Source organism: Pseudoalteromonas arctica A 37-1-2 (genome assembly GCF_000238395.3).
Lineage (GTDB): Bacteria > Pseudomonadota > Gammaproteobacteria > Enterobacterales > Alteromonadaceae > Pseudoalteromonas > Pseudoalteromonas arctica.
Genome location: NZ_CP011025.1, coordinates 1,179,948 through 1,195,781 on the forward strand (window position 1 = coordinate 1,179,948; position 15,834 = coordinate 1,195,781).

The 15,834-nt window shown below is 40.8% G+C and carries 16 protein-coding genes; 8 read left to right on the plus strand and 8 right to left on the minus strand.

The genetic code is table 11. From position 1 onward, the window contains the following. Nucleotides 1-24: 24 nt before the first annotated feature. Genes PARC_RS05295 through pspF form a run of 6 tightly spaced genes read right to left on the minus strand, consistent with a single transcriptional unit; the run spans nt 25 to nt 6,380 of the window. Nucleotides 25-786 carry an ATP-binding cassette domain-containing protein gene (locus tag PARC_RS05295; protein WP_010553756.1) on the minus strand — a complete coding sequence of 254 codons (762 nt, stop codon included), beginning with the start codon at nt 784-786 and terminating at the stop codon, nt 25-27. Continuing rightward, nucleotides 786-1,778, minus strand: coding sequence for a peptide ABC transporter ATP-binding protein (locus tag PARC_RS05300; RefSeq protein WP_007580952.1), 993 nt, complete (start codon nt 1,776-1,778; stop codon nt 786-788). The genes PARC_RS05295 and PARC_RS05300 overlap by 1 nt, the downstream gene beginning before the upstream one ends. Continuing rightward, entirely contained in the window at nt 1,779-2,672 is an 894-nt protein-coding gene (locus tag PARC_RS05305; RefSeq protein WP_007580954.1) for an ABC transporter permease subunit, read from the minus strand. It lies immediately after the preceding gene. Next, complete coding sequence (locus tag PARC_RS05310) at nt 2,659-3,693, minus strand: ABC transporter permease (protein WP_007580956.1); 1,035 nt, start codon at nt 3,691-3,693, stop codon at nt 2,659-2,661. Before PARC_RS05310 ends, PARC_RS05305 begins: the two co-directional genes overlap by 14 nt. Then, nucleotides 3,693-5,300, minus strand: a complete 1,608-nt coding sequence (locus PARC_RS05315; RefSeq protein ID WP_010553755.1) for an ABC transporter substrate-binding protein — start codon at nt 5,298-5,300, stop codon at nt 3,693-3,695. Before PARC_RS05315 ends, PARC_RS05310 begins: the two co-directional genes overlap by 1 nt. A 15-nt stretch (nt 5,301-5,315) precedes the next feature. Further along, on the minus strand, nt 5,316-6,380 hold the full coding sequence (pspF, locus tag PARC_RS05320; RefSeq protein ID WP_010553754.1) for a phage shock protein operon transcriptional activator: 1,065 nt from the start codon (nt 6,378-6,380) through the stop codon (nt 5,316-5,318). Between the two features lie 186 nt (nt 6,381-6,566). Here pspF and pspA point away from each other — a divergent pair, with 186 nt between their 5' ends. The 8 genes from pspA to PARC_RS05360 all read left to right on the plus strand — a co-directional run bounded on the left by pspA (nt 6,567) and on the right by PARC_RS05360 (nt 13,443). Further along, entirely contained in the window at nt 6,567-7,226 is a 660-nt protein-coding gene (gene pspA / locus PARC_RS05325; protein ID WP_002958333.1) for a phage shock protein PspA, read from the plus strand. A gap of 67 nt (nt 7,227-7,293) precedes the next feature. Continuing rightward, on the plus strand, nt 7,294-7,527 hold the full coding sequence (gene pspB, locus PARC_RS05330) for an envelope stress response membrane protein PspB (protein ID WP_002958332.1): 234 nt from the start codon (nt 7,294-7,296) through the stop codon (nt 7,525-7,527). Further along, nucleotides 7,524-7,925 (plus strand): envelope stress response membrane protein PspC, encoded by a 402-nt coding sequence (pspC, locus tag PARC_RS05335; protein ID WP_007580963.1) that lies wholly within the window; start codon nt 7,524-7,526, stop codon nt 7,923-7,925. The genes pspB and pspC overlap by 4 nt, the downstream gene beginning before the upstream one ends. Nucleotides 7,926-7,988: 63 nt before the next feature. Continuing rightward, the gene (locus tag PARC_RS05340; protein WP_010553753.1) at nt 7,989-9,407 is read left to right on the plus strand and encodes a YcjX family GTP-binding protein; all 1,419 of its coding nucleotides are present in this window, start codon (nt 7,989-7,991) and stop codon (nt 9,405-9,407) included. Then, nucleotides 9,404-10,429, plus strand: a complete 1,026-nt coding sequence (locus tag PARC_RS05345) for a TIGR01620 family protein (RefSeq protein ID WP_010553752.1) — start codon at nt 9,404-9,406, stop codon at nt 10,427-10,429. Before PARC_RS05340 ends, PARC_RS05345 begins: the two co-directional genes overlap by 4 nt. A gap of 415 nt (nt 10,430-10,844) precedes the next feature. Then, a complete protein-coding gene (gene megL, locus PARC_RS05350) occupies nt 10,845-12,026 on the plus strand; it encodes a methionine gamma-lyase (protein WP_010553751.1) in 1,182 nt (393 codons plus the stop codon). A 237-nt stretch (nt 12,027-12,263) separates the two neighbouring features. Then, complete coding sequence (gene phhA, locus PARC_RS05355) at nt 12,264-13,061, plus strand: phenylalanine 4-monooxygenase (protein ID WP_010553750.1); 798 nt, start codon at nt 12,264-12,266, stop codon at nt 13,059-13,061. A gap of 37 nt (nt 13,062-13,098) precedes the next feature. Then, nucleotides 13,099-13,443, plus strand: coding sequence for a 4a-hydroxytetrahydrobiopterin dehydratase (locus PARC_RS05360; protein WP_002958326.1), 345 nt, complete (start codon nt 13,099-13,101; stop codon nt 13,441-13,443). Nucleotides 13,444-13,595: 152 nt separating this feature from the next. On the opposite strand, the gene PARC_RS05365 is transcribed toward PARC_RS05360, so the two are convergent. Both PARC_RS05365 and dapD read right to left on the minus strand, forming a co-directional pair. Further along, nucleotides 13,596-14,774 carry a coiled-coil domain-containing protein gene (locus tag PARC_RS05365; RefSeq protein ID WP_010553749.1) on the minus strand — a complete coding sequence of 393 codons (1,179 nt, stop codon included), beginning with the start codon at nt 14,772-14,774 and terminating at the stop codon, nt 13,596-13,598. 230 nt (nt 14,775-15,004) lie between these two features. Continuing rightward, nucleotides 15,005-15,832: a 2,3,4,5-tetrahydropyridine-2,6-dicarboxylate N-succinyltransferase gene (dapD, locus tag PARC_RS05370; RefSeq protein ID WP_002958324.1), complete on the minus strand. Its 828-nt coding sequence runs from the start codon at nt 15,830-15,832 to the stop codon at nt 15,005-15,007. Between the last annotated feature and the right edge of the window lie 2 nt (nt 15,833-15,834).

Genomic DNA, 15,834 nt, shown 5'->3' on the forward strand with positions numbered 1-15,834 from the left:
ATTACATTACACGCTAGGCTGCGTTTAGCAGCTAAGTAATCGCTGCGTTACTTTTGATTGGGGGTTTTGAAAAACATCTTCAGTAGGGCCGTATTCAACTACTTCGCCTTTATCGAGTACAACCACATAATCACTGATGTGGCGCACTAGACTTAAATGATGGGTGATCATCACATACGTAAGGCCTGTGTCGCGCTGCAGCTTAAGTAATAAATTCACTATTTGAGCGCGTATAGAAGGGTCTAAAGACGAAACGGCTTCATCAAGCACAATCACCTTAGGATCTAAAATTAATGCACGAGCAAACGCAACACGCTGTAGTTGCCCCACACTAAACATATGCGGGTAGTAGTGTTTATGATCGATTAACAAACCCACCTTTGAAAGCGTTGCATCAATCTTTTCAGTCCGTTCACTAGCATCAAGTTCAGTATTATATTGCAGGCAATCATCAAGCATTTCGCCAATGGTTAATCCCGGGTTGAGCGATGCAGCTGAATCTTGAAAAATCATACGAATATGGCGACATTGATTATCGCGTACGCCATTATCTTCGATAATATTATTCTCGAGCAAAATTTGCCCGCTATCAGCAGTATCAGCTCCAGAAAGTAGTTTTGCTAATGTACTTTTACCTGCACCTGTTTCACCAATTATGGCAATACTTTCGCCTTTACCGACACAAAACGAAATATTTTTAAGTACTTCAAACTTTTTACGTGAAAAAAGCCCAGCTCGCACATTGAATGTTTTTGATAGTGCTTGTACTTTTAGTAGCGGCTGCATTATTTCATGTCCTTAATTAACGGAAAATGGCACGCATAACTATGACCATGATGCTTAGTAAGGGTGGGAGTTACCACGCAGGCTTTTTGTGCTTGCGGACAACGCGGCCCTAGGCGGCAGCCAATAGGCAAATGTTGCAGAGTAGGGATAGTCCCTTTAAGTGCATAAAAAGGTTCTTTATGCGCTAAACCTTGTTCGTAGTCTGGCAAGCTTTTTAGTAATGCTTGCGTGTATGGATGGCGAGGCTGTTTAAATATTTCATGGGTTGGGCCTGCTTCAACCATTTGCCCGCAATATAAAACATGAATGCCATGCGACCAATGTGCAATCTCTTCAAGTTCATGAGAGATCATCAAAATAGACATGTTTTTAAGTTGGTTTAAGCTTTTTAGTAGTCTAAATACTTGTGCGCGAGTTGTGCTCTCAAGTGCTGTAGTTGGCTCATCAGCGATTAATAACTTAGGCGTGCGAGCAATGGCCATCGCAATCATTACTTTTTGACATACGCCCTCTGAGAGCTCATGAGGGTAACTACTTAGTACCGCTTCGTGGTTTTTAATGCCCACCTTATGAATAAGCGCTTTTACTCTGTCTTTTCTCTCGCGGTTGCGCTTTAAAAAGAAACCTTTAGTTGCGATCTCTGGGAGTGTTTCGGCAATTTGGTCAAATATTTTAGCGGTTGGGTCAAGGCAGCGACTTGGATCTTGATAGATCATCGCTATATCTTGGCTTACTATTTTACGGCGTTTCTCTGGACTTAAACGCATTAAGTCTACGCCGCGCCAATGAATACGGTCGGCAGTAATGTCCCAGCGTTCGTTCAATACACCAATAATCGCTTTTGCTATTAGGCTTTTACCAGAGCCAGACTCGCCCACAAGCGCATGTACTTCGCCTTCTTTTAAGCTAAAACTCACTCTGTCTACGGCTCTAATTACAGTTTCAGAGGTACGTAGTTCAATTGTTAAGTTACGAACATCGAGTAATTGCATTTAATCAGCCTTACGTGCTTTTAGCACTTGTCGCAGGCCATCGCCTACTAAATTAGTAGATAACACGGCTAAAAATAACAGTATACCAGGTAGCGCTACAGTCCACGGTGCTAGATAAATGAGGCCTAGGTTTTCGGCTAATATTGCGCCCCATTCGGTCGTCGGTGGCTGAGCCCCTAATTTTAAAAATCCCAGTGCTGAAATATCTAATATAGCGGTAGAAAGCGCCATCGTGAATATAACCACAATATGCTCATAAATATTAGGAAAAATACCACGCGATATAATATGCCAATTAGACGCACCATCTAGTCTAAACGCAGTAATGTAATCTTTACTTAATTCATCAACAATCAGGTTACGCACTGAGTGAATAAATTGCGGCAGTAATGCTAAAATAATTGCCCATACGGTATTCATTAAACCCGGGCCGAGTATGGCGATTATTATTATTGCCAGTAACAAAGAAGGAATAGAAAGCGTTATATCAAGCAAGTGATTTAAAAAGCTTGAACGCAGCCCTTTACTAATCCCTGCAAAAGTACCCACTAACACACCAAAAATAGTCGTGATCAGGGCGGCTACAACAGAGAGGCCAAACGTATACGTAGCACCATTCATTAAGCGCGAGAGTACATCACGGCCTAAATCATCGGTACCTAAAAGAAAGCGTACATCGCCCATTTCTCGCCACGATGGCGGAATAAGCAGTGCATCAGTGTGTTGTTGGTTTACACCATACGGGGCTAAAAAAGGAGCGGTGGCGGCTAATAGTGCAAACGCCATAAATATCCATAAACCAACCAAAGCAGGGTGGTTATTTTTAAACTTTCGCCAAAATCGCGCGAGTGGCGATTTATTCGACTCTTCAGAAAATAAATTAAACTTTGCCATGGGCCTGATTCCGCGAGAGTGGATCGAATAAAGTGTAAGTAAGCTCAGCTGTAATAGAAGCTAAAATAACAAATAAAGACACTGCCATTAACCCGCCTTGAATTGCAGGAAAGTCACGCTGATAAATACTATCGATTAACCATCGGCCAATACCCGGCCACGAAAAAATAACTTCGGTAATCATCGCAAGCGTTATTAGCGTACTAAATTGCAAACCAATTTGCTTAATTACCGGCAGTAATGCATTACGCAGTGCATGGTGCATGATAAGTTGGCGGCGGTTAAGGCCTTTTGCCCTAGCTGTTTTAATAAAGTTTTGATCCATTACTTTAAGCATAGACTCGCGAGTAAAGCGCACTAATACAGTGGTTGGATACATAGCCAGTACAATAGTCGGAAGTGTTAAATGGCGCAGCGCATCAACAAAGGCCATTCCTTTATATGGAAAGCCAGCCAGTGCAATATCAATTAAAATAAATCCAGTACTGGCGGGTATTTCGTAAAGGAGCCCCATTCTGCCCGACATAGGAAACCAGCCAAGCTTTAATGAAAAAACCATTATTAATAACAATGCGAGCCAAAATACAGGCATTGAATAACCCACCATAGTGGTAGAGTTTATAAGCTTGTCGGGCCAACGTTTATGATACCCAGAGCCTAAAATGCCAGTCGGTACACCAATAACAACCGATACAATTAATGCGTATACGCTTAGCTCTAAAGTAGCCGGTAGCAAATCAACAATATGGCTAAACACACTATTACCAGAGGCAAACGAAAGCCCCCAATCACCCTGAAATATTCGCCCTAAAAAGGCAATGTATTGCATAAAGTAATTGCTGTTATATAAATATTTGTCTTCAAGCTCACTATGCTGTGCAAAGTTACTACTTGGTATGCCGCTTAAATTACTTAGCGGATCACCGGGAAATAAATACGCCAGTGAAAACGTAAATACGCTGAGCATCAGTATCATAAAAAAGAACAAACCAAGGCGACGTAAAATATAATCTAAGATCATTATTTTTTCCTCGCATTGGCAAGCGAAATAGCGCCAAACGGGCCAAGTGTTATGCCTTCCACATCGGCGCTACTCGCTTGAAAGCGCAGGCCATGAGCAATCGGTAATAACGGCAGCTCTTGAATAATTAAGCTTTGTGCGTCTTCGTAGTATTTTTTACGTTTGTTTAAATCAGTGGTGTCTAGTGCTTGAGTAAGCAATAAGTCAAATTGGGGATTACACCAGTTTGCTGGGTTTTTACCACTAAAAGTAGCGGTACAACTCAGCAGTGGGCTAAAAAAGTTATCAGGATCGGGTGTATCTGCGGCCCAACCAAGTAATACACTGTCGTGCCTATGCTCGCCAATACGTTGAATAAACGTGTTCCACTCATATTCTACAATGCTTACATTAACGCCCACTTTGCGTAAATCACTTTGCATAAGCTCAGCCATTTTTCGCGCGTTAGGGTTATAAATACGACTCACAGGCATAGCCCATATCGTCATATCAAAGCCATCAGGTAAGCCTGCTTCAATTAGTAACTTTTTAGCAAGTTCTGGATCAAACGTAGGTATATCTTCTTGTGGCTCAAACGCCCAAGAGGTTGGCGGCAAAATAGATTGTGCGCGAGTACCGTTACCGTAATAAACCGCCTGCATTATTTTATCTACATCTATTGCATGTGCGAGTGCTTGGCGTACACGCAAGTCGTCAAACGGGGCACGTTCTGTATTAAACGCCCAATAACCTATATTTAAGTTCGTTTCTTTTTCAACGTTTATATCATCACGTTGCGCTAAAATACTTAATTGCGCACTACTTGGATGAGCCGTTACATCGCACTCTTTAGTCAGCATTTTTGCTATACGCGTAGTGCCGTTAGGGGTTATGTCGTAAACCAATTGTTCAAGTGCAACGTCGTGCTTCCAATAAAGTGGATTACGGTAAAAGCGTACAAGGTGATCTCGGCGGTATTCTTTATAAATATAGGGACCAGTGCCAATAGGGTACTGATCAAATAAGTTTTCTTCGTTTTTTTTCTTAAGTTCCATGGCGTATTCTTCTGAAAGCACCACGGCAAAGTCAGTGGCCATATTAGCTAAAAAGCTGCTTTCAGGATTAAACAGTTCAAAACGCACTTGGTAGTCAGACACGCGCACAATTTTACGAATGAGTTGATCAATCCCCACACTTTGAAAATACGGGTAATTGGCATCGCCCACAAAGTGATATGGATTGTATACATCGAATAATCGGCTAAAGGTGAATATAACGTCGTCGGCGTTAAAATCCCGCGATGGGGTAAAATAAGAAGTTGTATGAAACTTTACATCTTTACGCAAGGTAAAGGTAACCGATTTACCATCTTTACTAATTTTCCAATCGGTTGCCAGCTCACTTTGAAATTCTGCCGTAACAGGGTCAATGCTAATTAAACGGTCGTATAATTGGTTAGCAATTATATCAATAGTTGAACCGGTGGTCGTGACTTGCGGATTAAACGACACAGGGTTAGCTTCAGCGCAATAAACTAAGCCTTGGTTTTTTTCTTCTATGATTTCTTCTTTGCTATCAAGGCAACCAACTAAAGTGGTGGCAAGCAAAACAAGTAATAATTTATGCACCCGCATAACCTCTGACTATTGTTGATCCAACAAGTTGTATTTTTTAAGATAACCACGTAATTGATGATACGTTAAACCAAGTACTTCTGCAGTTTTCTTTTGATTAAATTGGCTATGTTCGAGCGCTTTATTAATCATGTTTATTTCAAAGTCGTTAGAACGCTCTTTTAAGCTGCACGGAAATTGAATATCAACGGCTGAATCATTGCTTGTTTGAGTAATCGGCGGCGCAACAACAATAGGCTCGGCATTAACAGTTTGAGCCGCTATAGGTGCTTTAATGCGCGCTTTTGGTCTAAATGGGCTATCGAATGGGTCTAAAATAATCTGGTGAACGGGGATATGTTCACTACCGTGGCGATACAAACTGCGTTCAACCACATTTTTAAGTTCACGAATATTACCAGGCCAATCATAACTAAGCAGTGTTTCTGTTGCGCTTCGGGTAAAACCGCTAAAGAGTTCCCACTCTAAATCGCGCGCCATATTCATCGCAAACTGCTCAGCAAGAAGCATAATATCGTCTTGGCGTTCGCGCAGTGGCGGCAGGGTAATTACATCAAAGGCAAGGCGATCGAGTAAGTCACTTCTAAATTCACCTTGCTCAGCTAAATAAGGAAGATCTTCGTTTGTAGCACACACTAAGCGTGTATCTACTTTTACAGTTTGTTTGCCGCCAACACGTTCAAACTCACCGTATTCTATAACGCGCAGCAATTTTTCTTGTACCATAGCTGAGGTATTAGCTAATTCATCTAAAAACAGTGTGCCGCTGTTAGCGCGTTCAAAACGACCTTCGTGGCGTTTGCTTGCCCCCGTAAAAGCACCGCTTTCGTGGCCAAACAATTCACTTTCGAGTAAGTTTTCGTTAAGTGCTGCACAGTTAAGTTTTACGTAGTTTTGATCCCAACGCTTTGATAAAAAGTGTAAGCGTGCTGCTATTAGCTCTTTACCTGTGCCGCGTTCACCAATAATAAGTACCGGTTTATCTAAATTAGCCAGTTGCGATACCTGATCTAATACAGACAGAAAGCTATCTGATTGGCCGAGTAAATTATCCTGTTGGCGATATTGGCTCATATTTCCTAACTCTTGGTCATTTTTACTAACAGTTAGTGTATTTCATAAATAGGGATAACTAAAGAAATTTGTATATTTAGTTTAACGTAATGAAAATAAAGTGTATTTTAACTTTTAAAAAGTTGGCAAGCATATTGATACTAGTTATAGCAGACTAACTAAGTTTTAATTACAGAGGTAAATGTTATGGGAATTTTTTCACGTTTTGCAGATATTGTTAATTCTAATATCAACGCCATTTTAGATAAAGCAGAAGACCCAGAAAAAATGGTTCGTCTGATTATTCAAGAAATGGAAGATACGCTTGTTGAAGTACGTTCTACATCAGCTAAAACATTGGCTGAGAAAAAAGAAATTGTACGCCGCTTAGATACACTTAAAGCACAAGTAAGTGATTGGCAAGATAAAGCCGAACTGGCTTTAAGTAAAGACCGCGACGATTTAGCGCGTTCAGCCCTGCTTGAAAAGCAAAAGTCGGCAGATGCAGTTGCTTCAGTTGCTAGTGAACTTGAACATGTAGAGTCTCATATTGAGAAATTACAGCAAGAAGTAACGACACTACAAGAAAAGCTAGCAGATGCGAAATCTCGTCAAAAGGCAATTATACTTCGCCAACGTTCGGCTGAGTCGCGCCTTGAAGTGAAAAAGACACTTGATAGCTCAAAAGTAGAAGACGCACTTAACCGCTTTGAACGTTACGAAACCAAAATTGATGGACTAGAATCTCAAATTGAGTCTTACGATTTAGGTAAAAAGACGTTAGCGGACGAAATTGCTAATCTACAAAAAAATGAAAAGATAGATGATGAGCTAGCCGAACTTAAAAAGAAGCTAGCTGATAAATAATTTATAAAGGGGCACTTAAAGTGCCCCACTGCTTAAAAACATCAAAACGGATTGTCAGGAGAGGATTATGTTTGATTCAGACGTAATAATTGTACCATTTGTTATATTTATGATTTTTGTTGCCCCGCTGTGGTTAATTTTACATTACCGTAGCAAAAAACAAGTAAGCCAAGGTTTAAGTGAACACGAACATCGCCAGTTACTTGAGCTTGCACATAAAGCCGAAAAAATGGCAGACAGGGTTGAAACACTTGAAGCATTACTTGATCAAGAGTCACCACAATGGAGACGCAAAGTATGAGTGCCAAACGCGAATTATTAAGAGACCCACAACGCGGTAAAATAGCCGGAGTATGTGCGGGATTAAGTGACTACTTTAATATGGAGTTATGGTTAGTTCGCATTATATTTGTTAGTGCGGTACTGCTAACGGGTGGCCCATTATTTGTGGTAGCGTATATTGCAGCCTGGTTCATTTTAGATAAAAAAGAGCCCGCAACAGTGCAAACTAAAAGCTCAACTAAAACTGACGATCCGCTAGAAGTAAAATTTAAAGTATGGCAAAAGGGCGAGCCACCGCGCCGCGCATTGCAAGATTTAAAAGAGCGTTTAACGCGTGTAGATACTCGCCTTCAAGATATGGAGCGCCATGTAACTTCAAGCGAGTTTACGGTGAGCCGTGAAATTAACAAACTTTAAAGGATTTAATAGCACCTTATTTGCAGCGTGATAAATTACGGCAAATTAGGTGCAAGACACTTTATGAGCCAATCATTTGCAAAAAAGACCTTTAAAAGTATTAAAGGCAAAGCACAAAAAGCCCTTCATCGCAGTTTAGACCAACACGTAAAACTTGCCGTAACTGGCCTAAGTGGTAGTGGTAAAACAGCCTTTATTACCGCGCTTGTTAAACACTTAACAACCCAAGCGGACGATAAAAACTTACCTTTTTTTGATGTAATGCGCGAGCACCGCCATGTGGCCACTAAAGTTGTGCCGCAAGAGGCGTTAAAAGTTCCTACGTTTAATTATACGCGCGCGCTAAATTCATTATTACCCAGCGATGGGATGCCTACATGGCCTGCATCAACTGAGCGGATTAATACGCTGCGCTTGGCAATAAAGTATCAGAGTAACGCAGGGCTGCGCGGCCACTTTTCGCCGCAATCAACGCTTTATTTAGATATTATTGACTACCCGGGTGAATGGCTCCTTGATTTACCTATGCTTGAGCAAAGCTATTCTCAATGGTGCGAGCAGCAATACCCGTTATTAACTCAGCCTTCGCGCGTAAACACATCAAGTGACTTTTTAATGGCCGTTGAGCAACTTGACTTAAACGCTCCCGTTGATGAAAACGCACTTGCTCATATTGCTCAGCTTTATCAAAGCATGTTAGTAGGGCTTAAAAAAGACACCAAACTTGCCATGTTGCAACCTGGGCGCATGCTTATGCCTGGCGACTTACAAGGCGCGCCATTGTTATTGTTTTTTCCGGTATCAGGTGAAATAAACAGTGACGATGTCGTTGCGGGTTCTAATTTAGCGCATTTAATTAAGCGCTTTAACGCCTATGTAAAAGAAGTTGTAAAACCATTTTATAATGAGCATTTTAGACACTTCGATCGCCAAATTGTACTTGTAGATGTACTTAGTGCATTAAACGAAGGGCATGAAACCCTACAAGAGCAAAGCAGTGTAATAAACCAATTACTCGCACACTTTAATTACGGTGAGTCGGGCTTTTTTAAACGTTTATTTAAGCCCAACATAGACAAAATATTATTTGCAGCTAATAAATCAGATCATATAAGTGCTAAGCACCATAAAGATTTAGCACTGCTACTTGATTCGCTCGTGCATGAGCAAAGTAATCATTTAAAGTTTGATGGTGTAAAAATAGAAACCATGGCTATGTCGTCAATTACAGCAACGCAGCCGCGCCAAATTACCGACAAAGGTCAAACACTCGACTGCATTTACGGTAAACCGCTAAACGAGCCTGATTGGCTTACGTATTTACCGCCGCAACCTCCCTCGCGAATGCTTAATAAAAATGAGTGGCCAGCACAGGGATTTGAGTTTTTATCGTTCTCTCCAATGCCGAGCCCCGATAAACAACTAAAACATATTCGATTAGATCATGTCATGCAGTACCTGCTAGGAGACAAATTAACATGAGTGAGTCAAACCAACCATTTCAAGCAGGGCGTCGTATAGATACGCAAAGCATTGAGCAAAACGAACCCGTTTTAGCACCTGCAAAAATTATTCAGCACGGACAAAGTGATTACGAAGAACTTGAAGATGAAGCACTAGAGCCAGAAATAGATCTGGAGCCTGTGTACAAAAAGTCAAAGTGGCAAACGCTTAAAGGTGTTTTTGCTATTAGTTTTATAGTACTGGTGCTTTTAGAGTTTGCATACTCGTTAGTATTTGCTTTCGAGCAATCAATTATTTTAGGCAGTGTTTATTTAACCGCGGTTGTAAGTGGTGTGCTGCTAATAGGGCGCTTATTGTGGCGAGAGTACCGAATGCTGCGCAGTTTAAAGCGTAACCAATTGCACCGAGTTGAAGCCGACAGGCTTTTAAACAGCGAGCAAGTAGGCGGTGCATTACCTTGGCTCGAAAAGCTTAATAAACACCAGGAGCTTGATAACTTTGAAACCTTTAAAAACCAAGTAGCGACGCATCACAGCGACAAAGAAATAATGACGCTGTACGCCAATAGTTTATTAATAACCCAAGACACCAAAGCTAAAAAGCTTATAAATCGTTTTGCGACTGAATCTGCACTGCTAGTTGCCCTAAGCCCACTGGCGCTGGTGGATATGATGGCTGTGCTTTGGCGCGGTACTAAGTTAATAGAACAAATTGGTAAAATTTATGGCATTGGTTTTGGCTACGCGAGCCGTATAAAGCTGTACCGTATGCTGATAAAACAAGTAATGTTTGTAGGCAGTGCTGAGCTTGTATCTGACCTTGCTGCAACTGCACTGAGTGCTGAGCTTTTAGGTAAGCTTTCGGGGCGGGCAGCGCAAGGGGTCAGTGCCGGTATTTTTACAGCGCGTATTGGTTACAAAGCAATGGAGCTTAGTCGCCCATTACCACGGCTTGAAAACAAACGCAGCTTACTAAAAGGCACTGTGCAAAGCATCGCAGGTAAAATTATGAGCCGTAAAAAGGCGGAACCAACACAATAAAATACGAGGGCGTGTTGATCTTTGATGGTTGAATTTGCAGCAGTGTGTTTGGTATTTAGGCAAGGCAGAGCCTATGAAGTGTGGTTATTCCCCATAAATAGGCGATAACGCAGAATAAATGCCAAACATGCGCTGCCCGTTGGGTTCTTTCTAGGGACGATAAACTCTTTGTTACTCGGTTTTTACTTAGCCCACTAGGTTACAAACCTCGCGCCGCGATTTAATCGCCCCTAGATTGAACAAATTTCAATCCGCAAAGGTCAACACGCCCTGGTGGCAATATTTGTGTACAAGCGTGCGCTGCACGGTTTTTACACAAATAGCCATCTGAGCATCCGGCATGCTTGCTGTTTGTAAGCGCATACGTTTTGATTGTTGAATCGCAAAAACATAATAATCAAAAAATGAGCCTACAATGAGCAAACATCATATAAACACCCAGTGTATTCACGGACGACAAAAAGCAAACGACCCGCACGGCGCACTCACTTCTCCTTTGTATCAAACCTCTACCTTTCATTTTGAAAATGCCGCACAAGGTGCTGCGCGTTTTGCAGGCGACGAACCTGGCTATATTTATACGCGTTTAGGAAACCCCACAACCACAGAGCTTGAGCAAAAAGTTGCTCAACTAGAGAGCTGTGAAGCAGCTGCTGCAACCGCAACAGGTATGGGGGCTGTATCAGCCTCAGTACTGAGCTTTTTATCGCAGGGAGATCATCTTGTTGCTTCAAGTGCTTTGTATGGTTGTACCTTTGCGTTTTTCTCGCATATGTTGCCGCGCTGGGGAATCGAAGTCACTTTTGTTGATATGACCAACGAGGACGAACTACGCGCTGCCATCAAACTTAATTCAAAAATGATATTTGTAGAAACGCCAATTAATCCCACTATGGCAGTTATTGATTTGGCACTGATTGGCGCAGTTGCTAAAGAGCACAATTTAATTAGTGTGGTCGACAACACCTTTTTAACGCCGCTACTGCAATCGCCCAAAAAATACGGTATCGACATAATAATGCACAGTGCGACCAAGTACTTAAACGGCCACGGAGACGTAGTCGCCGGTATTGTATGTGGATCGCTTGAGCACATAACACACATTAAAATGACCGTACTAAAAGACATTGGTGCAACCATAAGCCCGCACGACGCATGGCTAATTAATCGAGGCCTAAAAACACTCGCTATTAGAATAGAGCGCCATTGTCAAAGCGCACAAACAATAGCCGAATATCTAGAAGCGCACCCACAAGTAAGCACCGTATATTACCCGGGGCTTAAATCGCACCCAGGTTATAAGTTCATTGGTAACCAAATGAAAGCCGCTGGTGGTGTTATTGCGTTTGAAATAAAAGGTACGCTACAAGATGGCGCACAATTTATTGATAGTATGAAACTTTGTACACTTGCAGTAAGCCTTGGCGACGCTGAAACACTGATTCAGCATCCTGCATCTATGACTCACTCGCCTTATACGCCAGAGGAGCGAGCTGCCGCTGGAATAAGTGATGGGCTGATCAGGCTCTCGGTTGGGCTTGAAGATGTTAACGACATTATTAGTGATTTAGACCAAGCTTTTACTAAAATCGGTTAGGTGTATTTAATTGTGTACACATTAAAATAAGCTGCAGGCCTTTATTTAAAGGTCTGTATTTTTAATGTTCCACATGTGTAATTTTAACTTTACGATTAAGGTGATCGCGCCAAATACTGATGTTAGCCTGTCTATTAAACTTTTCTTCACTTTTGCATAGTATGGGGTCATTCGATATTCAATAGGTTTGAGTATCACACTGACACCGATTTAGGGCTCACACCCAAGAAGGTACTTATGGCTAAAGCAAGTAAATACACATCCAAAACACCAGACGAAAATGGTGTTATACACTGGAGTGATGAAGAAAATAAAATTTGGTCTGAGCTTGTAGCGCGCCAACTTGCATGCATTGAAGGCAAAGCCTGCGATGAGTACATGCAAGGGTTAAAAAAGATTAACCTGCCGCACGATCGTATTCCGCAGTTAAGCGAACTAAATGAAGTGTTACTAGCCACTACCGGTTGGCAAGTTGCACCAGTACCTGCGCTTATCGACTTTGATGAGTTTTTTAGATTACTGGCAAACAAGCAGTTTCCGGTAGCTACATTTATTCGTAGCCGCGAAGAATTTGACTACCTACAAGAGCCAGATATTTTTCATGAAATATTTGGCCATTGTGCCATGCTAACTAATCCTGACTTTGCTGAGTTTACGCACAAGTACGGGCAATTAGGTTACGCAGCGCAGAAAAAGGACCGTGTATACCTTGCGCGTATATACTGGTTTACGGTTGAATTTGGTTTAATGCAAACCGAAGACGGCCTGCGTATTTACGGCGGTGGTATTTTATCAAGTCCAGGTGAAACTCAGTACGTATACTCAAACACGCCAGAAATCAGCCCGATGAATGTGCTTGATGTACTGCGTACGCCGTACCGTATTGATATTATGCAACCACAGTACTACACCATAAATTCGATTCATGATCTGTTTGATATATCGCAAATGGATATTATGACTTTGGTTGAGCGAGCTAAAGAGCTTGGTTTGCACGACCCAAAATTTCCACCAAAAGAAAAATTAGCCAGTTAAACATTAATGCTAAAAAAGCTAAAAGTAAGGATTTAGAATGTCTTCATTAAGTGCACAAAAATGCGAAGCCTGTCATGTAGATGCGCCAAAAGTATCTGACGAAGAGTTAGCACAATTAATTACTAAAATCCCAGACTGGGTACCAGAAGTACGTGACGGCATTATGCAGCTTGAACGTGTTTATAAATTTAAAAACTTTAAACAAGCTATCGCATTTACTAACAAAGTGGGCGACATGGCAGAAGATGAAGGCCATCACCCAGGTTTATTAACCGAGTGGGGCAAAGTAACCGTTACATGGTGGAGCCATTCAATTAAAGGCCTGCACAAAAACGACTTTATTTGCGCAGCTAAAACAGACGACGTATTTAACGCGCTGTAAACCACACTAATTGAGCAAACCAATAAAAGCACTTATTTTATAAGTGCTTTTTTGGTTTTTGGGAGGGGGTTTTTAGCTGACAATAGCAAGCAAAGTTACATTAACTTAATTAAGTAAAACTGAAATTATTTGATTTCTAGTATATTAAATTTTTAGAACTCTATTTTATATTTTTCAATTTCATCACTAAACTCAACCTCATAAACATCCGTAGCGAGGTCTGGGTTACCACGCCAAGTAGTAACAAGTTCGATAAACTTGTTACTACTTAAGTCAGCTTCTTCAGTTGTGTATGGTACAAGGGTACCTTCATATGGAATCGGATGAATTATATTTGAATCTGGAAATCTAAAACCATAGAGTAGGTCAGTATCTTCGAAAGAGTTAATAATCTTAATGAACACACTTTCATTTTTATAGTTATCTGGGATGTATATCAATTTGCCAGCTTGATATAAGCAATCATTAATAACGATACCAATAAATGGAGTGTTCATTATTTGACTGTAATTCTCAATGAAATAGGTAGGGGTTGAGCTTGTTTTCTCTAGTTTACTAATTATTTCAGCTTTTTTGCTTGGAGCTAGGTTTAAGTTTGAATTCTTCTGATGAGAATTCATATAAAACTCATGTATTTGTTCAGAGTGTTTTTTCTCCAAAGTTTTATTTTTAGAAACTAGCTGATTATATTTTTTCTCTATCTCTACTTTTTGCTCTTTATACTTTTCCAGTGTATTACTGAGATCTAAATGAGCTTGCGATAAATTGTTGAACTTATCTGACATACTATCGAATTGCTCACTGCTTTTTAGCAATTTCTCCTTCGTATTTGTATCTTGTATACTAAGCTTATGAAGGTGATCATTTAGTTCATCTTTTTCACTAGTTAATGCCTTTATTCGATCCTGTTTTTGTGTGAGTTCGTCATTTAGGTGCCTAGCTTGATTCATAGCCCCCGTAGCACTTTTAATCTCATCCTTTAACTGTTTATTTAACTTTTCATATTCTTTTTTAGCTATAAATTTAGTTGGCTCTCGATTAGCTTTGAAAGTGTCATATTTATTTTGCCACACACCTCTAAAAAAATCGGGTATATGCACAGTCAATGGGTAAAAAATTGTAGCAAAGACTGTCCAGAGAAGAGGCACCCAAAGGCAAAAGTCAAAACCTAACTGTTCATATGTATCTAGCTTTATACTGAATTTTAAAGGCTCAGTTAAAAACCACCAAATACTCTTCCAATTTGATAAGCAGAACACCCATGCAAAAGTAAAAATAAGTGGTCTATCCTTAAAAAGTTCAAAAAAACTACCTTGTTCTTGATTATGCATATTATTTATCTATTTAAGTTTTTAATAATTTAACGTAATAATCTGGTTATGTAAAAGTTTAGCGAATTAGAAACTGTGAATTATACTTATTGCTTATCACCCTATTATTAATAACAAAAAAGCTCTAAACCCAAAGGGCTTAGAGCTTTTCTATATACAATTAAAGTTTAGCTAAAATACTTAACTTCAAAGTATCGTTGGGTTTCGTTTCACTCAACCCAACCTACGTGTTACTCATCAATTGAGCGTAGTAGGGCGTTTATGCCTACTTTTTCACGTGTTTGTTTATCTACTTTTTTCACGATGATTGCAGCGTAAAGGCTGTGGGTGCCATCTTTTGACGGTAGTGCGCCTGGTACAACTACTGCGCCTGCTGGTACGCGGCCGTAGTGAATTTCGCCAGTTTCGCGGTCATAAATACGGGTGCTTTGGCTGATGTAAACGCCCATTGAAATTACCGCGCCTTCTTCAACAATTACGCCTTCAACAATTTCAGAACGTGCGCCAATAAAGCAGTTGTCTTCAATGATAGTTGGGTTAGCTTGTAGAGGCTCTAAAACGCCGCCTATGCCTACGCCACCTGATAAATGTACGTTCTTACCAATTTGTGCACACGAGCCTACAGTTGCCCATGTATCAACCATGGTGCCGTCATCAACGTATGCGCCAATATTTACGTACGATGGCATAAGTACTACGTTTTTACCTACAAAGCTGCCTTTACGCGCTACTGCGTTTGGCACTACGCGCATACCGCCTTGCTGAAATTGCTCTGGCGTGTAGTCGCTAAATTTAAGTGGTACTTTGTCGTAAAACTGGTTTACGCCGTCGTTCATTGGTTGGTTGTCGCGAATACGAAACGACAGTAAAACTGCTTTTTTAAGCCACTGGTGTACAACCCATTCACCTGATATTTTTTCGGCAACGCGTGCTGCGCCGCTATCAAGTAAATCAAGTGCGTCGATAATAGCTTGTTTTACGTCGCTTGATACTGTGCTTGGGCTAATACTATCGCGGTTGTCCCATGCGTTTTCGATCATCGTTTTTAAATCTGACATGT